Annotated in this window: 23 protein-coding genes and 1 tRNA gene; 12 read left to right on the forward strand and 12 right to left on the reverse strand. The window is 71.6% G+C overall.

Translation table 11 applies throughout. The features are described 5' to 3' along the window. The first annotated feature begins 57 nt into the window (after positions 1 to 57). Genes ACYVC6_RS04820 through ACYVC6_RS04830 form a run of 3 tightly spaced genes read left to right on the forward strand, consistent with a single transcriptional unit; the run spans position 58 to position 1913 of the window. Entirely contained in the window at positions 58 to 705 is a 648-nt protein-coding gene (locus tag ACYVC6_RS04820) for a hypothetical protein (RefSeq protein ID WP_460711517.1), read from the forward strand. Between the two features lie 24 nt (positions 706 to 729). Beyond that, positions 730 to 1317 (forward strand): hypothetical protein, encoded by a 588-nt coding sequence (locus ACYVC6_RS04825; protein ID WP_460711519.1) that lies wholly within the window; start codon positions 730 to 732, stop codon positions 1315 to 1317. Then, positions 1314 to 1913, forward strand: a complete 600-nt coding sequence (locus ACYVC6_RS04830; protein WP_460711521.1) for a hypothetical protein — start codon at positions 1314 to 1316, stop codon at positions 1911 to 1913. The genes ACYVC6_RS04825 and ACYVC6_RS04830 overlap by 4 nt, the downstream gene beginning before the upstream one ends. Here the strand turns inward: ACYVC6_RS04830 and ACYVC6_RS04835 are convergent. The 5 genes from ACYVC6_RS04835 to ACYVC6_RS04855 form a co-directional block, all read right to left on the reverse strand. Next, positions 1900 to 3171 carry a hypothetical protein gene (locus ACYVC6_RS04835; protein WP_460711523.1) on the reverse strand — a complete coding sequence of 424 codons (1272 nt, stop codon included), beginning with the start codon at positions 3169 to 3171 and terminating at the stop codon, positions 1900 to 1902. The two genes, ACYVC6_RS04830 and ACYVC6_RS04835, sit on opposite strands and share 14 nt — an antisense overlap. Positions 3172 to 3341: 170 nt before the next feature. Next, the gene (locus tag ACYVC6_RS04840; RefSeq protein ID WP_460711525.1) at positions 3342 to 3815 is read right to left on the reverse strand and encodes an SRPBCC family protein; all 474 of its coding nucleotides are present in this window, start codon (positions 3813 to 3815) and stop codon (positions 3342 to 3344) included. A 125-nt stretch (positions 3816 to 3940) separates the two neighbouring features. Then, positions 3941 to 5581, reverse strand: coding sequence for a phosphoglucomutase (alpha-D-glucose-1,6-bisphosphate-dependent) (pgm, locus tag ACYVC6_RS04845; RefSeq protein ID WP_460711527.1), 1641 nt, complete (start codon positions 5579 to 5581; stop codon positions 3941 to 3943). A 23-nt stretch (positions 5582 to 5604) separates the two neighbouring features. Further along, a complete protein-coding gene (locus tag ACYVC6_RS04850; RefSeq protein ID WP_460711529.1) occupies positions 5605 to 6096 on the reverse strand; it encodes a cupin domain-containing protein in 492 nt (163 codons plus the stop codon). Between the two features lie 21 nt (positions 6097 to 6117). Next, positions 6118 to 7107: an AraC family transcriptional regulator gene (locus ACYVC6_RS04855; RefSeq protein WP_460711531.1), complete on the reverse strand. Its 990-nt coding sequence runs from the start codon at positions 7105 to 7107 to the stop codon at positions 6118 to 6120. Positions 7108 to 7429: 322 nt separating this feature from the next. Between ACYVC6_RS04855 and ACYVC6_RS04860 the strand changes: the two genes are divergently transcribed. Both ACYVC6_RS04860 and ACYVC6_RS04865 read left to right on the forward strand, forming a co-directional pair. Further along, positions 7430 to 8485, forward strand: a complete 1056-nt coding sequence (locus ACYVC6_RS04860; RefSeq protein WP_460711533.1) for a 1-aminocyclopropane-1-carboxylate deaminase — start codon at positions 7430 to 7432, stop codon at positions 8483 to 8485. Then, positions 8482 to 10074, forward strand: coding sequence for a hypothetical protein (locus ACYVC6_RS04865; RefSeq protein WP_460711535.1), 1593 nt, complete (start codon positions 8482 to 8484; stop codon positions 10072 to 10074). The genes ACYVC6_RS04860 and ACYVC6_RS04865 overlap by 4 nt, the downstream gene beginning before the upstream one ends. A gap of 8 nt (positions 10075 to 10082) precedes the next feature. On the opposite strand, the gene ACYVC6_RS04870 is transcribed toward ACYVC6_RS04865, so the two are convergent. Next, entirely contained in the window at positions 10083 to 10922 is an 840-nt protein-coding gene (locus ACYVC6_RS04870) for a maleylpyruvate isomerase family mycothiol-dependent enzyme (protein WP_460711537.1), read from the reverse strand. A gap of 22 nt (positions 10923 to 10944) precedes the next feature. Further along, the gene (locus ACYVC6_RS04875; RefSeq protein WP_460711539.1) at positions 10945 to 11547 is read right to left on the reverse strand and encodes a LysE/ArgO family amino acid transporter; all 603 of its coding nucleotides are present in this window, start codon (positions 11545 to 11547) and stop codon (positions 10945 to 10947) included. 69 nt (positions 11548 to 11616) lie between these two features. Between ACYVC6_RS04875 and ACYVC6_RS04880 the strand changes: the two genes are divergently transcribed. Further along, positions 11617 to 12492, forward strand: a complete 876-nt coding sequence (locus ACYVC6_RS04880) for a LysR family transcriptional regulator ArgP (RefSeq protein ID WP_460711541.1) — start codon at positions 11617 to 11619, stop codon at positions 12490 to 12492. Positions 12493 to 12550: 58 nt separating this feature from the next. Here ACYVC6_RS04880 and ACYVC6_RS04885 read toward each other — a convergent pair whose 3' ends face one another. After that, positions 12551 to 14464, reverse strand: coding sequence for an acyl-CoA dehydrogenase (locus ACYVC6_RS04885; RefSeq protein ID WP_460711544.1), 1914 nt, complete (start codon positions 14462 to 14464; stop codon positions 12551 to 12553). A gap of 219 nt (positions 14465 to 14683) precedes the next feature. Here ACYVC6_RS04885 and ACYVC6_RS04890 point away from each other — a divergent pair, with 219 nt between their 5' ends. Beyond that, positions 14684 to 15142: an RrF2 family transcriptional regulator gene (locus ACYVC6_RS04890; protein ID WP_460711546.1), complete on the forward strand. Its 459-nt coding sequence runs from the start codon at positions 14684 to 14686 to the stop codon at positions 15140 to 15142. A 4-nt stretch (positions 15143 to 15146) separates the two neighbouring features. On the opposite strand, the gene ACYVC6_RS04895 is transcribed toward ACYVC6_RS04890, so the two are convergent. Beyond that, positions 15147 to 15755, reverse strand: coding sequence for a hypothetical protein (locus ACYVC6_RS04895; protein ID WP_460711548.1), 609 nt, complete (start codon positions 15753 to 15755; stop codon positions 15147 to 15149). A gap of 118 nt (positions 15756 to 15873) precedes the next feature. Here ACYVC6_RS04895 and ACYVC6_RS04900 point away from each other — a divergent pair, with 118 nt between their 5' ends. Next, positions 15874 to 16323, forward strand: coding sequence for a nuclear transport factor 2 family protein (locus ACYVC6_RS04900; protein WP_460711550.1), 450 nt, complete (start codon positions 15874 to 15876; stop codon positions 16321 to 16323). Here ACYVC6_RS04900 and ACYVC6_RS04905 read toward each other — a convergent pair. Both ACYVC6_RS04905 and ACYVC6_RS04910 read right to left on the reverse strand, forming a co-directional pair. Next, complete coding sequence (locus ACYVC6_RS04905; RefSeq protein ID WP_460711552.1) at positions 16307 to 16945, reverse strand: DUF2461 domain-containing protein; 639 nt, start codon at positions 16943 to 16945, stop codon at positions 16307 to 16309. The genes ACYVC6_RS04900 and ACYVC6_RS04905 overlap by 17 nt on opposite strands. A gap of 144 nt (positions 16946 to 17089) precedes the next feature. Beyond that, positions 17090 to 17162, reverse strand: a tRNA-Gly gene (locus tag ACYVC6_RS04910). Positions 17163 to 17319: 157 nt separating this feature from the next. On the opposite strand from ACYVC6_RS04910, the gene ACYVC6_RS04915 reads away from it, so the two are divergent. The 4 genes from ACYVC6_RS04915 to ACYVC6_RS04930 all read left to right on the forward strand — a co-directional run bounded on the left by ACYVC6_RS04915 (position 17320) and on the right by ACYVC6_RS04930 (position 21334). Further along, positions 17320 to 18699, forward strand: coding sequence for an FAD-binding oxidoreductase (locus ACYVC6_RS04915; RefSeq protein WP_460711554.1), 1380 nt, complete (start codon positions 17320 to 17322; stop codon positions 18697 to 18699). Further along, complete coding sequence (locus tag ACYVC6_RS04920; RefSeq protein ID WP_460711556.1) at positions 18696 to 19712, forward strand: cupin domain-containing protein; 1017 nt, start codon at positions 18696 to 18698, stop codon at positions 19710 to 19712. The genes ACYVC6_RS04915 and ACYVC6_RS04920 overlap by 4 nt, the downstream gene beginning before the upstream one ends. 74 nt (positions 19713 to 19786) lie before the next feature. Then, positions 19787 to 20362, forward strand: a complete 576-nt coding sequence (gene dcd, locus ACYVC6_RS04925; protein ID WP_460711558.1) for a dCTP deaminase — start codon at positions 19787 to 19789, stop codon at positions 20360 to 20362. Positions 20363 to 20395: 33 nt separating this feature from the next. After that, the gene (locus tag ACYVC6_RS04930) at positions 20396 to 21334 is read left to right on the forward strand and encodes a siderophore-interacting protein (protein ID WP_460711560.1); all 939 of its coding nucleotides are present in this window, start codon (positions 20396 to 20398) and stop codon (positions 21332 to 21334) included. 7 nt (positions 21335 to 21341) lie between these two features. Here ACYVC6_RS04930 and ACYVC6_RS04935 read toward each other — a convergent pair whose 3' ends face one another. Then, a complete protein-coding gene (locus ACYVC6_RS04935) occupies positions 21342 to 21488 on the reverse strand; it encodes a hypothetical protein (RefSeq protein ID WP_460711562.1) in 147 nt (48 codons plus the stop codon). Positions 21489 to 21498 lie beyond the last annotated feature (10 nt).

Consider the following 21498-nt stretch of genomic DNA (forward strand, 5'->3'; position numbering starts at 1 on the left):
GCCCCCCACGACAAGCCCCGGCCCGGCGTGGCGTGGCTCGATGCCTAGACTCCGCCCGTGCCTGACTCTCGGGAGCCGACACCCCGCGGGAGCATGCTGCGCAGGCATCGGCGTGCCTTCGGCGCCGCCGTCGCCCTCGCCGTGCTGGCCCTGCTGGTCGGCGCGCTGGGCGGGTGGGCGCGCACCACGCCGGACGACGTGCGTGTCCTGGAGCCGGGCGTCGAGGTCGAGGTGACCCCGCTGCGGGTGAGCCTCGACCGGGCCGAGGCGGCGTACGAGCTGTTCGGCCGGGCCGCCGAGCCCGGCCGGGCGTACGTCGTGGTCGAGGGGGCACTCGCCCTCGGCTATCACGAGTCGGTGGGCAGCGACATCGTCACGGCCGCGTTCGCGGCGGACCTGCCGACGACCTACAGCTACTACAACGAACCGGGCACCGAGGGAGAGCTCTCCTCCTTGCTGGTCGCCGACGACGGCTCGTCCCTCCTGGGGCTGGGGCCCGGGCTCGACTACCGGGTCCTCGTCGTGTTCGACATCGACGAGGCCGACGTCCCGACGGAGCTGACGGTGACGCTGCTGAAGCACGTGCGCCGAGCCAGCTCCCTCGACGTCTCGACGGTCGGGTGGTTCGACCCCGAGCCCTTCGCCCGGGTGACGCTAGACGTCGCCCCGCTCCCGGACGAGCGGCCGAGCGAGGAGGCATGGTGACCGTGGCATGGTGACCGTGGCATGGTGACTGTGGGCAGGTGGTGGCACCTGCTCGGTGTGGGCGTCGTCGGCCTGGTGCTCCTCGGGCTGGGCACGATGCTCGACGGGTGGCTCCCGGACGAGATGGACGACCCGGGGTCCCGGCCGTTCGTGAGGGCCGCCGAGATGGCTGAGCGCGTCGACCTGCGCACGATGGCCGTGGAGGTCGACGCCGTCCGGGTGGCGAGGACCCTCGTGGAGTACGGCACCGAGCAGCACAGCCCCGGCGTCTGGGTCCTGGTCGAATACACCGTCGTGCCCGAGCGCGAGAACACGGCGCTGGGCTTCGCCGAGCTCAGCGACGCCGCCGGCCGCGTGTGGTCGCTCGGCGGACGCAACGACAACGTCTGCCCGGCCGGGCCTCCTGGCGTCCCGGTGGGATGCGTGGCGTTCTTCGAGGTGCCGCCCGATGCCCTGGGCAGCCTGCGCCTGCGACTGGCCCGTGAGCGCTTCGAGCAGCGGTACGACGTGGTCGCTGAGGTCGACCTGGGCCTGACCGCGGAGGATGCCGACCGGGCCTCGGGTGCCCCCGCCCTCGAGGTGCCCGCGCCGACGATCGGGGGGCGGCCGTGAGGTGGCGGTGGCTGGTCCTCCTGCCGGTCGCGGTGCTGTTGGTCCTCGCCACCTCGGCGAGCCGCCTGCAGCTCTACTGGTGGCCCGGCGAGCTCCGGGCCGAGACCTCCGGGCGCCAGGGCGAGCCCGTGGACATGGTCGATCGCTGGGTGGACGAGAAGGGCAGTGAGCACGAGCGCAGGTTCGCCGTGACGCTGGTCGACGTCCGCCCCGCGACGTGGGTCGAGGGCTACTCCGGCCCGGAACCCGTGGAGCCCCCGGCCGGCGTGGCGGTGTGGCGGATCTCGCTGGAGTTCGAGGTCGACCCCGAGGTCCCGCTCGGCGGCTGCAAGGTCTCCCTCGTCGACACCGACGGCCGGGAGGCCGTGGCGGTCGGCGGGGACGTCGGCGACGTGCTCCTCCCGTCCACCTCGTGCGAGCCGGGCAACCGCAAGGGGCCGGACTACGACGGCGCTCGCGACGAGGAGGTCCTGCCCCGGCTGCCGACCTACCGCGTCGCGGTGTTCGCGGTCGCGGCGGCGGACGCGGTGCCGGCCGCCGTCCGGCTCTGGTGGGAGCCGACCGACTACGTCGAGATCGACGTCATCGGGCGGTGACCTCCTCCGAGACCGCGAGCTCCTGCTCGGAGGTGCCCCGCCGGAGCAGGAGCCGGTCGACGGCGGCCACGACGACGACCACGACGACCACCGTGTAGGCCGCCCGCGTGACGATGTCGAGGTAGGGAAAGAACGCGACCATGGTGTCGGGGTCGCGCGGGCCGAGAAGCGTCCGCAGTGCCCCGGCCGCCCCCCACTCCGCCACCCGGGCCAGGGGCAGGACCAGGCAGAAGGCCAGCACCGGCAGTACCCCTGCGTGGAGGAGGATGCGCAGACCGTCCGCCAGGTCCCCGAACCGACGACCGAGCAGCTCGACCAGCTTGGCGGTGGCCCGCGATCGCGGGGCGCGCCACCGAGCGAGCCCTGGTGTGACCCGGTCGCGGATCCGTCGTGCCGGGCTGGGCAGGTCGAGCCGCGCCCGGCGGCTCACGGGGAGCCCGCCGGCGATGACCACGGCGCCCACGGCCAGCCAGGCCATCGGGGTGAGCACGATCACCCCGAGCCGGTCGAACAGGTCGGCCACCAGGCCGCCTACAGCGTGCAGCGGCCCGAACAGCTCCGTCATCGATCGCCAGGCGTCCTCGGCCCAGGCGACGACAGCCCGGTCTCCCAACCACTCGCGCGCGTCCCTCCAGTGAGACGTGAGGAGACTCGCTGCCCAGGTCAGCCACGTCACCTCGACCAGGACCTGGACGAGCCCCCACGCCGCGTGCCGCTCCTCGAGGTCGAGCAGGTCGATGGCGACCCTGATGACGAGGACGACTGCGATCAGGATGATCTGCCAGCTGGTCACGTCGGCCAGCGTCCGGTCGGCGAACTCTCCGGTGGTCGCGAGCGAGGCGCCGTGGTACCACTCGTCGGCGTAGCTCTCGTTGATGAACTGGTCCCGATCCGCCTTGAGCTCGCCGGTCAGCGTGTAGACGGCGAGGAACGGGACCAGCGCCGACGTCAGCACCGCCACCCGTCGAGACGTCGAACCGTCACTCCCGGCCGTCGTCAGCGGGCCACCCACGATGCGGAGCATCACCACGAACGCCACCACCATCGACAGCGGTGCCAGCGGGACCATGAGCGCGGCGAGCACCACGTGGTCGCGACCGAGCAGCACAGCCGCCCACATCGCACCGTTGCGCGCGGCCAGGCCGAGCAGGAAGACCGTCAGCAGCGCGGGTAGGTGTCGCACCAGGAGCCGGGCGGCGTCGACCACCACGTGCCCGGCATCGGTGACGGCACCGCGCGTCTCCCGCAGCACCGTCACCGGAGCAGTCTATGTAGGCCCGCTGGTGGAGGTCAGGGCGCGTTCAGCCCGGCGGCGGCGAAGATCGCGCGCGCCGCGTCGACCTCCTCCGGGGTCGCGGCCGGTACGCCGGCCGGTGGGACCTCAGGCCGTGCGCTCGGCCACACCCGGTTCTCATGACGGCGAACCGGTCACCACGGGTCGGGCAGGCCCTCGCCCGTGGTGATCAGGCTGCGCAGGCTGCCGTTGACGTAGTGGGCCCAGCCCGTGGAGCACGCCCCGAAGCACTCGACGTCCGGCACCAGCCCGACGTGGGTGAACCTCAGCTCGGTGCCGCCGGACACCGGCTCGAGCTCGAACACGATCTCGCTGCCGGTCCACTCATCCGGCTCGGAGATGAAGGACAGGTGGCTGTCGGTGACCCGCCAGACCACGCGGCGGCCCGGCTCGAGCTCGACCACGCGCTGGCGGCTGTCGTGCTGCGGGGGATGCCGGTAGGTGAACTCGGAGCCCACCTCGTCTGCCCGCCCCTCGATCTCGCCCGTCCACCAGGCGCCGACGTCCACGATGGCGGCGAACACCTGGTCCGGTGACTGCTCGACCGTGAAGGACGTCGAGTAGTCGCGGGCCACGCTGGTGTCCTGGATGGATGACTGTGTCGTCATGGTGATCGGATCCCGTCTCGTCGTGTCGGCGGCGATTTAGTGCAACCAACGGTTGCATGTCACCGTAGCTCGCGCGGGCTGCTGATGCAACCTTTGGTTGCGCAAGGTGTCCGGGGCGGCGCGTCTCAGCCCAGGGCGGCCGACACCACGTCCCGGGCCTCGGCCTGCACCTGGGCGAGGTGCTCGGGACCGCGGAACGACTCGGCGTAGATCTTGTAGACGTCCTCGGTGCCCGAGGGCCGCGCGGCGAACCAGGCCGACTCGGTCGTCACCTTGAGGCCGCCGATGGGGGCGTTGTTGCCGGGGGCGGAGGTCAGCTTCGCGGTGATCGCCTCGCCGGCCAGCTCGGTGGCGGTGACCGCGTCGGGGGACAGCGCGGCCAGCGCGGCCTTCTGCTCGCGGTTCGCTGGGGCGTCGATGCGGGCGTACGCCGGGTCGCCGTGCGTGGAGACCAGCTCGGCGTAGTGCTCTGACGGCGAGCGCCCGGTCGTCGCGATGATCTCGGCCGCGAGCAGGCAGAGGATCAGCCCGTCCTTGTCGGTGGTCCAGGCCCGGCCGTCCTGGCGCAGGAACGACGCGCCCGCGGACTCCTCGCCGCCGAAGCCGAACGACCCGTCCAGCAGCCCGGGGACGAACCACTTGAACCCGACGGGCACCTCGACGAGCGGCTTGCCCAGCGAGGCGGCGACCCGGTCGATCATCGAGCTCGACACCAGGGTCTTGCCGATCCGCGCGGTGTCCGGCCACCCCGGTCGGTGGCCACCGAAGAGGTAGCCGATCGCGACCGCGAGGTAGTGGTTGGGGTTCATGAGCCCCGCGTCCGGGGTGACGATGCCGTGCCGGTCCGCGTCCGCGTCGTTGCCGGTCGCCACGTCGTACGCCGACCTCTGCGCGACGAGCGAGGCCATCGCCGAGGGGGAGGAGCAGTCCATCCGGATCTTGCCGTCCCAGTCGAGGGTCATGAACCGCCAGGTGGCGTCGACCAGCGGGTTGACCACGGTCAGCTCGAGGCCGTGCCGGTCGGCGATCTCGCCCCAGTAGTGCACTGACGCGCCGCCCAGAGGGTCGGCGCCGATGCGCACGCCCGCCTCCTTGACCGCGGCCAGGTCGACGACGCTCGGCAGGTCGTCGACGTAGGCGCCGAGGAAGTCGTAGGAGCCGGCCGCCTCGCGGGCGCGGGCGAACGGGATGCGCCGCACCTCTTCGAGGCCGTCGCGGATCAGCTGGTTGGCCCGGGCCGCGATCACCTTCGTCGCGTCCGTGTCGGCCGGACCACCGTGCGGCGGGTTGTACTTGAACCCACCGTCGTAGGGCGGGTTGTGGGAGGGCGTCACCACGATCCCGTCGGCCAGGCCGCTGCCGGTGGTGCGCCCACCGTTGGCGGTCAGGATCGCGTGGGAGACGCCGGGAGTCGGGGTGTAGGCGTCCCGGGCGTCGACCAGCACCGTCACCTCGTTGGCGGCGAGCACCTCGAGTGCCGAGGCCCAGGCCGGCTCGGACAGGCCGTGGGTGTCGCGGCCCAGGAACAGCGGGCCGTCATAGCCCTGCTCCCGGCGGTAGTCACAGATCGCCTGCGTGGTCGCCAGGATGTGGGTCTCGTTGAACGATGTCTTCAGCGACGACCCCCGGTGTCCGCTGGTGCCGAACGCGACCTGCTGGTCGACGTTCTCCGGGTCGGGGACACCGGTGTAGTAGGCCGTGACCAGGTGCGGCAGGTCGACGAGATCGTGTGGTTCGGCGGGCTGTCCAGCGCGGGGGTCGGCCATGGGCGCCATCATGCCCAACGGCTTCAGAGGTAGATGTTGTCGTGCTCCTCGAGGAACGCCTGGAGCTCGTCGTGGGTCGGGGTCCAGCGGCCCTCCGCCATCTCGACGAGCCCCTCGAAGTAGGCCTCGCGCGGCGCCCCGGGCGCGAAGAGGATCAGGAGCGAGGCGGGCTCGCCGGACTGGTTGCGGAACCCGTGGACACCGCCTTCGGGCACGTAGAGGAAGTCGCCGGGCCTCCCGGGGGTCCACGTGCTGCCGTCGTAGAGCTCGGGTGCCCCGGAGAGCACGAAGAACGACTCGCTCATGGTCCGGTGGAAGTGCGGCTGGGCGCCGCCGGGCTCGGTGCCCATGTCCCAGCGGTAGAGGCCGAAACGACCGTTGGTGGTCGCGCCCGTGGCCAGGTAGGCCGCGGCGCCGCCGCCCGGGCGGGGCAGGTCGGGTGGGGTGTCGACGGAGCGGAACCGGGCGGTCACCTCGCCGCCGTCGCCGAGATAGACAGGTGATGGGTAGCTCATGGCTCGATCATGCGCCATCTGTCAGCCAGGCGGTGGACGGCGCAGCGTCTCGACCGGCGACTCGCCGTACGCCGCCCGATAGGCCGCCGCGAACCGGCCGAGGTGGAGGAGGCCGAACCGGGTCGCCACGAACCGGACGGTGGTGGTCTCGGGGGTCGCGGCGAGCAGGACCTCCCGTGCCCGGCGCAGCCGGACCTGGCGCAGGTAGGTCATCGGTGACACGTCGCGGTCCCGGCGGAACCCGGCCTGCAGGGCGCGCACGCTCAGATGCACCTCGCGCGCGAGCCGGACCGTCGTCCAGCCCGCCTCGGGCCGCGCTTCGATGAGCTCGACCGCGCGGGCGATCGCGCTGTAGCTCCCGGCGGGCGCCGGCGCGTCGAGCAGGTCGCGGTAGTTGTGACTGTGTCCCAGCAGGAGGCCGTCGAGCACCAGCGCCTCGACGTGCCGGGCCGCGACCGGCTGGGCGGCCAGCGGACCCGGGTCGTCCAACGATTCCAGGAGCAGCGTGACGACGGGGTCCCAGGCCAGCCCGAGCTCACCGTGCAGGTCCAGGTCCCACTCGAGCTCGAGCGGCTGGACGAGGCTGCGTCCGAGCAGCCGGGAGAGCTCGTCCTCCAGGGCGGACTGCGAGACCATCAGGGCGAGCTGGGCGGTGTCGGCCGACCACGTGAGATGGGCCGGGGCGCCTGGGTGGAGCACGTTGCCCGCGCCGGGCTCGACCAGGCTCTCCGGGCCTCGACCGCTGCGCATCACGGCCCGGCCGGCCAGCTGCAGGTTGATGTGCACCTCGGCGGTGTCGGCCGTGCGGATGTCGACAGCGCGACCGTAGGAGACCTTCCCAGCCAGGAGCGCGCCGTACCTCACGGCGACCAGGTCCAGGTCGACGGTGGAGACGCCGGCGGGCAGGCTCAGCCGGTGTGGCAGGTAGACCTCGGTGACCACGTGCTCGGCCTCGTCGGGGTCGGTCGTGCGGCTGCGGATCTGCTCAGCGCCGCTGCGGTTGTCGCTCACGGTGACGCCACCATGTTCCTGTCTGACCGCCGGGGGGTTGCGGACGGAGACCATCATGGAGCACCCGTGGTGCTCGGGACCGCGAGTTGCCCCCTCGTCGGTGTCCACGCCGCGACGGCCCCTATCCGGCTTGCGCAGTTCCGGGCGAAGGGCACCGGCCGAGCACCACTTGGGTCCACTCTGGAGGAGCGCAGGGCCTTGTGCGAGACCCGCGCACGGCCGCCGGCGCCCCCCGGGTTGGCGGCCACCGGGGGCCGTCTGCGTTGCAGGCGGTCCCCGCACCATCTCCGGACGAACCCACGGCTGTGCGCTTGAATGCGCCATGGCCCTTTCCGACTTCCCGCGGCACCGCCTGACTTTCGGGCCGAGCCCGGTGCACCCGTTGCCCCGGCTCAGCGCCTACCTGGCCGACGGTGGAGCCGGGGCGCAGATCTGGGCCAAGCGCGACGACTGCAACGCCGGCCTGGCCTTCGGCGGCAACAAGACTCGCAAGCTGGAGTACCTCGTCCCCGACGCGCTCGCCCAGGGCGCAGACACCTTGGTCTCGATCGGTGGCTACCAGTCCAACCACACCCGTCAGGTCGCCGCGGTCGCCGCGCACCTCGGCCTGGGGTGCGTGCTGGTGCAGGAGAACTGGGTGCCGAGCTGGACTGACCCGCTGAGCACTCAGGTCGGCAACATCATGCTGAGCCGGATCATGGGCGCGGAGGTGAGGCTGGACCCGGCCGGGTTCGACATCGGGTTCCGTGACTCCTGGCGCCAGGCGCTCTCGGACGTCGAGGCGCGGGGAGGGAGGCCCTACGCCATCCCGGCCGGCGCCTCCGACCACCCGCTGGGTGGCCTGGGGTTCGCCAACTGGGCCGTCGAGGTCGAGCAGCAGGAACGCGAGCTCGGCGTCTTCTTCGACACGGTGGTGGTGTGCACGGTCACCGGCTCGACCCACGCCGGGATGGTCGCGGGGTTCGCCTCACTCGAGCAGGCCGGCGGCCGGCCGCGTCGGGTGATCGGCATCGACGCCTCGGCGACGCTGGACAAGACCCGTGACCAGGTCTCCCGGATCGCCCGGAGCACCGCCGAGCTGATCGGCTTGGGCCGCGACCTTCGCGACGACGAGATCACCGTGCTCGAGGGCTGGGCCGGTGACGTCTACGGGGTGCCTGTCCAGTCGACCCTGGACGCCATCCGGCTGACAGGTCAGCTCGAGGGAGTCATTCTCGACCCCGTCTACGAGGGGAAGTCGATGGCCGGACTCATCGACCTGGTGCGCAACGGGGACATCGGTCCCGACTCGACGGTGCTCTACGCCCACCTCGGCGGCCAGCCGGCGATCAACGCCTACGCCAGCCTGTTCGCCACGACCGAGCGGGTCGAGGGGTGAGGCTCCTGCGCACCCTGACCCTGGTCGGGGTGGTGGCGGCATACCTCGCGGTGGGGCCGTGGGCGCTGCTCCTCGCCGTGCTGGCGCTGCTCGTGCCGCGGGTGCGTCGTGCGGTGTGGCCGTCCTGGGGGCAGCTGCTGGTGTTCACGGTGGTCATCGCGGTCGCGGTCGGTGCGGTGTTGGTCATCCCCGACGGACGCCTCCCGATCCCGCCGGGCGGTGGGCTGCTCGTGACGCCGTCCTTCGAGGGTGAGGAGGCGACCCCGAAGCCCATCTCCCTCCAGATCGACCAGCACCCCCACCTGACGACGAACGGCAAGAGCTCGATGCACGTCGACGGCTGGGCCACCGATGCCTACGCCGGGCCGGGGCCGCTGGGCAAGGACGTCCAGGTCGACTCGGCGTGGTACGGCGTCAAGGAGTGCGCGACCCTGGCGTTCGACTCGAAGGACCGGATCGTCGGCCTCTGTGGCAGCGTCACCGGCCCGGTCCTCCACGTGGTCGACCCCGACTCGATGGACCCGGTCGACACCCTGGAGCTGCCCGGACGCACCGGCAACAACGGCAAGCGGCCGTGGGAGGACATCTGCGGCGGCGCCTACTTCTACCTCGACCGCGACGACCGGGCCTTCGTCGGCACCACCCGGCGCACGATCGTCGTCGTCGACACCGTCGACCTCACCTTCGAGCGCACCATCGACCTCACCGGGGTCATCCCCGAGGACGACTGCCTAGTCGCCCTGATGCCCGACTGGGACGGCCTCGGCACCTGGTGGGTCAGCCAGGATGGCCGGGTCGGGCACGCGGGCGAGTCGGGTGAGTCCACCGTCCTCGACCTGGACGAGGAGATCGCCAACTCGATGGCGGTCGACGCCGAGGGCCTCTACGTCGTCACCGTGGAGGCGCTCTACAAGCTCGCCGTCGGCGACGCTGCCCCGGAGACGCTGTGGCGCACGGCCTACGACAACGGTACCCAGCACAAGCCGGGCCAGCTCAGTGCCGGCAGCGGGACCACGCCCACCGTCCTGCCGAGTGGACTGGTCGCGATCACCGACAACGCCGAGCCGCGGATGCACGTGCAGTTCTACGACGCCCGCTCCGGGAGCCTGGTCTGTGAGGCGCCGGTGTTCTCGGCGGCCGAGAGCGCCACCGACAACTCACTGGTCGCGGTGGGCGAGGCAAGTGTCGTCGTCGAGAACAACTACGGCTACGACAGCCCGCTGACCACCACCTTGGGCCGCGCCACCCCCGGGGGGCTCGCCCGGGTCGACGCCGTACCAGCCGACGGCACCGGTGGCCGGGAGTGCCAGGTCGCCTGGACCTCCGAGGAGATCGCCCCCACCTCGGTGGCCAAGGCGTCACTGGTCAACGGGCTCGTCTACGCCTACACCACGCGGTCCAGCCGGTGGGGCGTGCAGGCCTGGTACGTCACCGCGATCGACGCCGCAACCGGGAACACCGCGTTCTCCGTGCGGACCGGCACCGGGTCGATGTTCAACAACCACTACTCCGCGGTGACGTTGGCGCCCGACGGTTCGCTGTACGTCGCCACGCTGGCGGGCATGGTGCGGTTGCGCGACGGGGACTGAGGGTTCGGTCAGGGCGTGGTGGCGAGTGACACCACGATCCGAGCGCCCAGGTCCTGGTCGCCCTCGACGGAGACCGCACCCGGCTCGGCTTCGCAGCGGCCGCCGGCCAGCCGGATGAAGCTCTCGCGGTCCATGCGCAGCGTGACGGTGGGGTCGGCCGGTGCCTGCGGCAGCCGCTCACCGCGGCCGGCGTCGTTGACCGCGAACGCGAAGGGCTCGCTGCCGTCCATGTCGAGCACCAGCGTCGTGCCGGGTGGCGCGCCGACCTTCTTGCCCAGCACGAAGCCGAGGCTCTCCGCGAGGTACTCGGCGGTGTGCCGCGCCGGGGCGGTGTCCATCCCGCCGGGCCGGCCGATGGCGCGCCTGATGTCCTGCTCGTGCATCCAGACGTCGAGGGGGCGGTTGCGGAGCAGGGTCCGCCAGGTCCACGGCACCCCGCCGAAGATCGGCGACGGCTGCCCGGAGGCGTCGGTCGGAGGATCAGCCAGCAGAGCGGTGTGGCGCGCGGTGACGGCGGAGCGGATCTCGTTGATGATCGCGTCGGGGGTGGCATCGCGACGGTTGACCACCCCGATCTCGGTGTAGAGGCCCATCAGGCTGGTCACGTGGGGCGGCTCCCCGACGTCCGCAGTCTCTTCAGGTGCACCGGCGAGGATGCCCTCGAGGTGTGCGGTGTGGCTCGCGACCGCGCGGACGTCCCAACCGGCCAGGTCGGTGGGGGTGTCCCACTGCTCCTCGGGCACCGACTCGAGCAGGTCGAGGAAGGCGTTGATCGCCTGCCACCAGATCTCGACGTAGCCGGCCAGCTCATCGCGGTCGTCGGTCTGCTCACCCGTGGTCGCACCCATGCGTCCGGAGCCTAGTGGTGGCTCACCCCCGGGCCAGAAGGACAGCGATACCGAGCATGGTCAGGCCGATGAGGACGTCGAGCACCTGCCAGGCCCGCGGCAGCGCGAGCAGCGGAGACAGCAGCCGCGCCCCGAACCCCAGCCCGGAGAACCACAGCACCGAGGCGAGGCCGGCACATGTGGCGAACCACCAGCGGCCGTCACTGCCGTGCGTGTTGGCGATCGACCCCAGCAGCAGCACGGTGTCGAGGTAGACGTGCGGGTTGAGCCAGGTCAGCGCGGTGGCGGTGAGCACGGCCGCTCGCCGGGAGATGGGGTCCGGGGTGCCGGCGGACAGGCCGCCGCTGTGCCGGGCCTTGAGCAGCGAACCGACGCCGTACGCGACGAGGAAGGCGACGCCGAACCAGCGGATCGCGTCGAGCACCCAGGCTGCCTGCTCGACGACCGTCCCGATCCCGGCGACGCCCCCCACGATGAGCAGCAGGTCGGAGACCGCGCAGATCCCCACGACGACGGCCACGTGCTCGCGGGCCAGGCCCTGACGCAGCACGAACGCGTTCTGCGCGCCGATGGCCACGATGAGGGTCAGTCCGGTGAGCAGTCCGGCGGCCGAGGAGTCGAGCACCCCACCACGCTAGGCAGCGGGCCTGCTTTAGACCAGCGAATGTTTCTGACCAACCATTAGCATAGCTACATGCCGTTCAACGCCGCCGGTGTCGAGGCCCTGGTGGCGATCGCCGACCACGGCACCTTCGACGCAGCGGCGCGCGCGCTCCACGTCACGCCCAGTGCGGTCAGCCAGCGGATCCGGGCTCTCGAGCACGAGGCAGGACAGGTCGTGGTCCGCCGGGGCTCGCCGTGCGTCCCGACGGAGGCGGGCACCGCGCTGGTCCGGCTCGGTCGCCAGCTGCAGCTGCTGGACGCCGAGGCGCGCGCCACCCTCCGCGACCAGCACGGCCGGGTCGAGATGACCGTGGCCGTCAACGCGGACTCGCTGGCCACCTGGTTCCGCGACGTGCTCGCCGAGGTCGCCCGCCGCGAGGATCTCGTCGTGCGCCTGGTCGTCGAGGACCAGGCCTACTCCGCCGAGCTGCTGCGCAGCGGGGAGGCCCTGGGGGCCGTCACCAGCGACCCGCACCCCGTCCAGGGCTGCCGGGCCGAGCACCTCGGGTTCCTGCGCTACCGGCCGGCGGCGACCCCCGAGCTCGCGCGGCGCTGGCGCGCGGGGCGGGGCATGGACTGGCAGCGGATGCCGGTCGTCGTCTTCAACGCGAAGGACGCGCTCCAGCACGACCTGCTCCGTGCTCGCGGGGTCACGGACCCGGATGTGGTCCACCTGGTCCCGACCAGTGCGGACTTCCTCGAGGCCGTGCGTCTCGGGCTCGGCTGGGGCATGCTGCCCGAGCCGCAGCTCCGCCCGGCCGTCGAGGCGGGCACCCTCGTCACGCTCGGCGGGCGGAGCCACCACGACGTGCACCTGCACTGGCAGCGCTGGCGGATCGACTCGGCAGCCCTGTCGAGGCTCACCGACGCCGTACGACGGTGTTCCTCCGCCCACCTACGACGCTGACCCGCCCGTTCGGAAGGTTCCGAACGGGCGGGTCAGGTGTGTCGTGCGGGCCCGAGCGTCAGAAGGCCGCCTCGTCGAGGTCCATGACCGACAGGTCGGTCGCCTCGGCGATTGCGCGCTCGGCGCTGATCCTGGGCAGGTTGTGCTGCGCGAAGAACTGCGCGGCCGCGACCTTGCCCTCGTAGAACGCCTTGTCCTTGGCGCCGATCGACGCCGGGTCGCCGCCGAGCTTCTCCAGGGCGACCTCCGCCTGGCGCAGCAGCAGCCAGCCGCAGACGACGTCGCCGAGCACCATCAGCAGCCGGGTGGTGTTGAGCCCGACCTTGTAGATGTTGCGGATCTCGCCGGGCTTCCCCTGAGAGTTCTGGGAGGACGGGTCCGCGGACATCAGGTCGTCGATCATGTGGCCGACGATGGCGTTGGCGTCCTCGAGGGCGGTGGCGAGCAGCTCGCGCTCCACCTTGAGGCGACCGTTGCCTGCCTCGCTGCCGATGAAGGACTCGATCTCCTTCGCCAGGTGACCCAGCGCCTGGCCCTGGTCCTTGACGATCTTGCGGAAGAAGAAGTCCTGCCCCTGGATCGCCGTGGTGCCCTCGTAGAGCGTGTCGATCTTGGCGTCACGGACGTACTGCTCGAGCGGGTACTCCTGGAGGAAGCCGGAGCCCCCGAAGGTCTGCAGCGACTCGGTGCCGAGCAGCACCCACGAGCGCTCCGAGCCGTAGCCCTTGACGATCGGGAGCAGGAGGTCGTTGACCGCCATCGCGAGCTTGGTGTCGTCGCTGTCCGTGGTGCCCTCGTGCTCGGCGATCTGGACCTTGTCCTGCCACGACGCCGTGTAGAGGACCAGCGCGCGCATCGCCTCGGCGAAGGACTTCTGCACCATCAGGGACCGGCGCACGTCCGGGTGATGGGTGATGGTCACGCGGGGCGCGGTCTTGTCGCCCGACTGCGTCAGGTCGGCGCCCTGGATGCGCGACTTGGCGTAGTCCAGCGCGTTGAGGTAGCCCGTCGACAGGGTGGCGATGGCCTTGGTGCCGACCATCATCCGGGCGTTCTCGATGACCTGGAACATCTGCGCGATGCCGTTGTGCACCTCACCGAGGAGCCAGCCCTGGGCCGGCTCGCCGCCGCCCACGCCCGGGTCGCCGAAGGTGACCTCGCAGGTGTTGGACACCTTGATGCCCATCTTGTGCTCGACGTTGGTGACGTAGGCGCCGTTGCGGGCGCCGGTGAGCTCGCCGGTCTCGTGGTCGAAGTGGAACTTCGGCACGATGAACAGCGACAGACCCTTGGTGCCCGGGCCCCCGACGCCCTCGATGCCGACCGGGCGGGCCAGCACCAGGTGGATGATGTTCTCCTGCAGGTCGCTCTCGCCGGAGGTGATGAAGCGCTTGACGCCCTCGATGTTCCAGGAGCCGTCGTCGTTGAGGGTGGCCTTGGCGCGGCCGGCGCCGACGTCCGAGCCGGCGTCGGGCTCGGTCAGCACCATCGTGGTGCCCCACTCGCGCTCCACGATCAGCTGGGCGATGCGCTTGTCGCGCTCGTTGCCGTTGCGCTCGATGACCCCCGCGAACGCCGGGCCGCAGCCATACATCCAGATCGGGGCGTTGGACCCGAGCACCATCTCCGCGATCGCCCAGTTGAGCGTGGAGGGGGCGTAGGTGCCGCCGATCTCCTCCTTGATCTGCAGACGCCAGTACTCCGCGTCCATCCACGCGCGGTAGCTCTTGGTGAACGACTCGGGCAGCGGCGCGCTGCTGGTGGCCGGGTCGAAGACCGGGGGGTTGCGGTCGCTGTCGGTGTAGGACGCCGCCAGGTCCTCACGGGCGAGCCGGTCGACCTCGGCGAGGACCGACCGTGCGGTGTCGGCGTCGACCTCGGCGAACGGGCCCGTGCCGAGCACGTCGTCCCGTCCGAGCACCTCGAAGAGGTTGAACTCGATGTCGCGCAGGTTGCTCTTGTAGTGGCTCACGGGACGCACCCCTTCGTCGGATGTCGCTGCAGGCGGTGCCGCTGGGGTTACCAGCGGGTTCTACTAGTCAGTAACTTCAAGCGTAGGTGGCGGGTTACGGCTCCGCAACCCGAACGCCGAAGGTCGTGAGGCACGTCTCGTGCGGACCGCGGGCGGGGCAGCGGCCGTCAACACGTAGTAAGTGAGGAATCTGTATCGACTTCTGACACACTCGCCCTCATGCGGGTGTCAGCCAAGTCCGACTACGCCCTGCGGGCGCTGATCGAGATGGCGTCGCGCGTCGACGGCCGTCCGGTCAGCGCAGAGGAGCTGGGCCGGCTGCAGGAGATCCCTCACGGCTTCCTCCAGGCGATCCTGGCCGACCTTCGCCGCGCCGGCATCGTGATGTCGCAACGCGGCCAGTCCGGCGGCTGGCGGATGGGGCGGTCCGCTGACCAGGTCAGTGTCGCGGACGTGATCCGCGCCGTGGACGGGCCGCTGGTCTCGGTCTACGGGCTGCGGCCCGAGGCGGTGTCCTACAACGAGACCGCCGAGGTGCTCCAGCACGTGTGGATCGCGGCCCGCCACTCGCTGCGCGACGTGTTCGAGCACGTGTCGATCCAGCAGCTCGCCGACGGCCGGCTCCCCAAGGCGGTCACCACCAGGACCGCCGACGAGGACGCCTGGCAGCCGCACTAGCTACTCACCCGCGCAGCGCGGCTGGGTCGGTGGCCGGGGCGGGCTTGGCCGGCAGCTCGAGGCCGCGGGTCTGGATGCCGAGCGCCTCGCCGAACCGGCTCCACGCGTCGTCGGGCCGGGCCGGGTCGACCTGGATCAGGTGCAGCCGCTCGGGGCGCTGCACGGCCGCGGACCAGCGGTCGACCACCGAGGTCAGGTCGTAGTCCTCGGGGAACATCGCGGCACGCGGGTCGGGCGACCCGACCGTGACGACGACGTGCACGGTGCAGCCGGGGAGCTGGTCGACCATGAGGGCGATGCCCTCGGGCGGTACGCCGGCCAGCAGGTGGTGGCTGAACACCACCGTGTCCTTGTTCTTGATGGCGCGACGGCACAGCCGTGCCCACGCCCCTTCGACGTCCTTGCGGCGCAGGTCCCACGCGCGGTGGTCGCGGCGCATCTCGACCGCGGCGTTGAACATCTCCATCTCGGAGCGGGCGGGCAGGCGGACCCGCCGCCCGCCCCGGTCGACCAGGCCCACGGGGGTGCTCGCGTGCCGTCGCAGCGACGCGTCGAACAGGGCGCCACCGCTGTGCGGCAGCCCGACATGGAGGAAGGCCCTCTGCTTCGCCATGGGTCCAGGCTCCCGGCGGCCTGCGACGCCACGGTGAACCCAACGTGTCGCGCAGCGGTCCGGTCGACGTGACGTGCACCACTAGAACACGTTCCAGTCTCGGCCGTACGATGCCGGGATGATCACCTCCGACGCCATCACCTGGAACGCCTCGACGGAGGAGCACCCGGCGCGCTCGGCCTCCCAGCGCAGCTACTCCGCGGTGGCCAAGGGCGACCTCGCCGAGTGGCTCACGGTCTATGCCGAGGACGCCGTCCTCGAGGACCCGGTCGGTCCCTCGATGTTCGACCCGGAGGGCAAGGGCCACCACGGTCACGAGGGAATCTCCGCGTTCTGGAAGCTCGCGATCGAGCCGATCGAGAAGTTCGAGTTCACCATCAACGAGTCGTTCGCCAACGGCAACACCTGCGCCAACCTCGGCCGGATCAAGACCTCGTTCCCGGACGGCAGCTACACGGTCACCGACCTGATCATGGTCTACGTCGTCAACGGGGACGGGACGGTCGCGTCGATGAAGGCCTACTGGGAGCCGGACCGCACGATGGCGTCGTTCACAGCCGCGTCGTGACCCACTCGACGAAGGGCCGGTAGGCGCGCCAGTCCTTGCGGACCAGGTCGAGCAACTTGGGTGTGGAGATCTCCGGCCCGAACCCGAGCTCGCGGCCCACGGTCAGCGACTTGTGCCGCAGCAGGTCGATGCGGGGGTGGTCGGCGTCGTATCCCCGGGGCGTGGTCTTGAGCTTGTCGCCGCCGATCGTGACTCCGGACCTCTCGAGCTTGGTGAGGATCTTCGCGAGCTCCGGACCGGTCAGGTCGCTGGCGACGGCATCCCGGAACGCCGCCAGTCGCGGCCCGCTGGCCTCGTAGAACCCGGCTCCGGTGCGAACACCGCCGGCCGACACCTGGACGTACCAGCCGGTCGACGGGGCGACCGCGACATAGGCGCCCTGGTGGGTCTTGTAGGGCGTCTTGTCCTTGGCGAACCGGACGTCGCGGTAGGGCCGGAAGATCTTGGCGGTCTGACCGTCCGGCGCGAACTCCGGCGTGAGCGCGGCCATCAGCGCCTGCATCGGCGCCTTCACGGCCTCGTCGTAGACGTGTTTGTGCTTCTCCCAGAAGGACTTGGTGTTGTCCATCTCGAGGTCGTCGTAGAAGTCGAGGGCGGCGACGGGGAACCCGTTGAACTCCATGCGCCCTCCGGTCGTGCTTGCGTCCCAGCCCTCGCTGCGGTGGTCTCGACTCGCCCGTCGCGGCCTCGTTCCTCGGCCGCGGGGCTTGCTCGACCTTCGCTCGCGACGCCGTCCGCTCGTTCCTCGCGGACGGCTGCTCGCTCGAGCGGATGACGAGATTCGAACTCGCGACATCGACCTTGGGAAGGTCGCGCTCTACCAACTGAGCTACATCCGCAGACCGGTCGGAACCGGCGGGGCGATGCTATCCCAGCCTGCCCGGGCCACGGAGGGCACCGAGGTCTGCGTGGATTCCTCATGCCTGAGGTGACCCCTTAGTCCGAGCCTCGACGTCGTGCCCACCGCACCGTGCGGGGGCCTCGAGGAGGACTGAGATGGACACGTCATACCTGCGCGACCGGCTCGCGCAGCACGTGGCCGGTGAGGTGTACGCCGCCACCGACCCCGCGGCCGCCGCCGAGGTGGCCGCGTTCAACCTGAGCGTCACCCACCGACCCGCCGTCGTGGTCGCCGCCCGCGCCGCCACCGACGTCGCGGCGGCCGTGCGGTTCGCCCGCGCGGCCGGGCTGCAGGTGACCGTGCAGGCCACCGGCCACGGCGCCGCGGCCCCCGCCGAGGACACCGTGTTCGTGTCCACCCGGCACCTGCAGGGTCTCCAGGTCGACCCGGTTGCCCGGACCGCGCGGGCGGAGGCCGGCGTGCGGTGGCGGCAGGTCATCGACGCCGCAGTCCCGCACGGACTGGCCCCGCTGTCGGGGTCGTCGTCCGGGGTGGGCGTCGTCGGCTACACGTTGGGAGGGGGGATGGGCCACCTCGCCCGGCGGCACGGCTTCGCGGCCGACCACGTGACGAGCGTCGAGCTGGTCACTGCCGACGGCGAGCTGCGCACCGTCACCGCCGCGACCGACCCCGAGCTCTTCTGGGCCGTTCGCGGCGGTCAGGGCAGCTTCGGCATCGTGACCGCGATCGAGTTCGACCTGCTGCCGGTGCCACGGTTCTTCGGAGGCGCCATGTTCTTCACCGGCGAGGGCATCGAACCGGTCCTGCGCGCCTTCGGCAGGTGGGCGCCGACGCTGCCCGAGGAGGCGACGACCTCGGTCGCGCTGCTACGGCTTCCGCCTCTCGACAGCGTGCCGCCACCACTGCAGGGCACCGTCGCCCTGTCGCTGCGGTTCGGCTTCACCGGGTCCGCCGAGGAGGGTGAGGTGCTGCTCGCCCCCATGACCGGGCTGGCGCAGCCCGTGCTCGGCGGCTTCGGCCCGATGCCGTACGCCGAGGTCGACCGCATCCACATGGACCCGCCGGAGCCGGTCCCGGCCGTGACCCGCGGCGCGCTCCTGAGCGCCATGCCCGGGGAGCTCGTCGACGCGCTGCTCGCGGTCGCCGGCCCGGGCGTCGACGTGCCGCTCGCCGTGGCCGAGATCCGCCTGATGGGCGGCGCCCTCGGTCGTCAGGCGGCCGTCCCGAACGCCGTCGCCGGCCGCGACGGTGCCTTCGCGCTGACGGTGGTCGCGCCCGCGCCGCCACCGCTGGCGACCGTGGCCCCGGCGGTGGCCGCGCAGGTGGTCGACGCGCTCGGCGCCTGGTCGACCGGCTCCCAGCTGGTCAACTTCCTGGGTCACGGCTCCCACGCGAGCCCCTGGCCGCCGGAGGTGCTCGACCGGCTCCGGCGCGTCAAGGCCGCCGTCGACCCGACGGACGTCTTCGGCGGCGTCGTCACCGCATCCGCCCTCACCGAGGCGGGTGCCCGATGACCCGCGAAGTGGTCGTGGTCGAGCCCGGACAGGGTGACCGCGTCGGCAACGTCGAGTTCCTCGCGCGCACCGTCGACACGCCGTTCTTCAACCTCGGCGTCGTCACCCTGACGCCGGGGCAGGGTGTCTCCGGCCATGTACACGACGCCGAGGACGACTCGTGGCTAGTCCTCGACGGCACCCTGACGGTCACCGTCGGGGACGACCGCCGGGTGCTCCGGGCCGGCCCGGGGACGTTCGTCCTCGTGCCCGAGGGGACCTACCACGCGCTGGACAACGAGGGGCCGGACGACGTCCGGTTCCTCAACGTCCACTCACCGGGGGGCTTCGACCGGCGGATCGGCTGGCGGCCCCGTCGGGCCGCCGGGCTCGTGGCCACCAGCCTCGTGGCAGTCGCGCTGCTCCTGCTGGGCACGACGGGACCCGCAGCCGCTGCGGGCCTCACGAAGGCCAAGGTCCAGCAGATCGCGGCCAAGGTGTCCGCGACGGTCGTCCAGCAGCAGGCTCCGAAGCTGTCGGTCGCGCATGCGGTGACGGCCGGCCAGGCGGCGACGGCGGCGCGAGCCGAGGTCGCGGGGGACACGGACCGGCTGGGCGGACGTGCTCCGGCCGCCTACCTGGACCGCATCGCGGTCAGCGACCAGGGCGGCAGTGCGACGACCTCGACCACGCCGGTCCCGATCGTCGAGCCGCTCGCCCTGGTCGTCCCGCCGGGTGTCGAGGCCCTGAGGATCAGCGGCGTGGCGGCGTTCGAGGGCCAGCCCGGAAAGGCACTGCTGTACGCCGTGGTCGACGCGGAGGTCTGCACGGGCTCGGGGCGCGTCATCCCCGGCTCGTACGGCGCCAGCGCACCGGTCCACCAGACCGTGACCCTGGACCGCGTCGTCACCATCACCCCCGGCGCGCACGTGGTCACTCTCTGTGGGCAGACCGTGCAGGACAGCACCCGGCTGAGCCCGGTGCTGGTCGTCCAGACGGTGCCGGACCTGACCGGCGTCCCCCCGACGTACTGATCCGCCGGTGCCATCGGCCGCGGCGACGCTCACCGGCGTCGTCGCGGCCGGTTCGCCGCCGGTAGGTTGTCGCCGTGCTGCTGAGCGACCGAGACATCCTCGCCGAGATCGAGGCGGGTCGTGTGGTGATGGAACCGTGGGAGCCCGGGATGCTGCAGCCCAGCTCGATCGACGTGCGGCTCGACCGGTACTTCCGGGTCTTCGAGAACCACCGATATCCGCACATCGACCCGGCCGCGGACCAGTCGGACCTGACCCGGGTGGTCGAGCCCGAGGGCGACGAGCCGTTCATCCTGCACCCCGGCGAGTTCGTGCTCGGGTCGACCTACGAGGTCGTCACGCTGCCCGCCGACGTCGCCGCCCGGGTCGAGGGCAAGTCCTCGCTCGGCCGGCTGGGCCTGCTTACCCACGCGACCGCCGGCTTCGTGGATCCGGGCTTCTCCGGGCACGTGACTCTCGAGCTCGCCAACGTCGCGACCCTGCCGATCAAGCTCTACCCGGGCATGAAGATCGGGCAGTTCTGCTTCTTCCGGCTGTCCTCACCGTCCGAGCATCCCTACGGCTCCGACAAGTACGGCTCGCGCTACCAGGGCCAGCGTGGCCCGACCCCTTCGAGGTCGTTCCAGAACTTCCACCGCACCCACATCTGACGACTCCACCGGTCAGGTTAGGCTTGCCTAACTATGACGGTGACCTTTCCCCACCTCGGCATGCTCCTGGAGGAGGTCGAGGTGCGCCGTGTCGAGCGGCTCTCGCCCAGCTTCGCGCGGTTCGAGCTCGGCAGTCCGGCCTTCGCCGAGCTGGGCTGCGACGGCCCGACCTACGACCAGCGCATCAAGCTGGTGTTGCCGCACGAGCACGGTCCGGTGCCGTCGTTCGAGGGGGCCGACGACTCCTGGTGGGACAGCTGGCTCGCGCGGCCGGTCGAGGAGCGCGGCCACCTGCGGACCTACACGGTCCGCGCCGTGGTCGGGTCGGGCGAGGACACCCGGCTCGTCGTCGACATCGTCCTCCACGACGACCACGACGGGGGCAAGGTCGGGCCGGGCAGCGCGTGGGCGTCGCGCGCCAAGGCCGGCGACCGGCTCGTGGTGATGGCGCCACGCCGCGGCCACCCGTACGGCGGCATCGAGTTCGCCCCCGGCGAGGCCCGCCGGGTGATGCTCGTCGGCGACGAGACCGCGGTGCCCGCGATCGCGGGGATCCTGCGGGACCTGCCAGCGGACGCGACAGGGACGGCATTGCTGGAGGTGCCGCTGACCGAGGATGTCCAGGATCTGGTGGCGCCACCCGGGATGAAGGTGCGGTGGCTGCCCAGGGACCGGCGACCTCTGGGCTCGCTGGTGCACGCGGCGGCGCTCGAGACGATGGGTGTGGCACCCGTGGCCGTCGAGGTGGGCGACGACGAGGTGGACCCGGACCTGTGGGAGACGCCGACGTACTCGTCCTCCGGCGAGGCGGTCGGCACCGACTGGGCGAGCCATGACGACCTGTACGTCTGGATCGCGGGTGAGTCGAAGGTCGTGACCGGGCTGCGGCGCGTGCTGGTCAGGGACCTCGGACTCGACCGGCGTCAGGTGGCGTTCATGGGCTACTGGCGCCTCGGCGTCTCGATGGCATAGCGCCCGGTCAGCTGTCCAGCTTGTCGGCGAACCGGCGCAGGCCCTGGGCCAGCCGGTGTCGGCGCGGCGCGGCCGGGATCTGTGGTGCCGACGCGCGGGCCACGCGCTCGGCGATCTGGTGTCGAGCCTGGGCCTCGATCATCGTGGTGTCCATGGCGGTGCTC

Source organism: Nocardioides dilutus, from assembly GCF_054779555.1.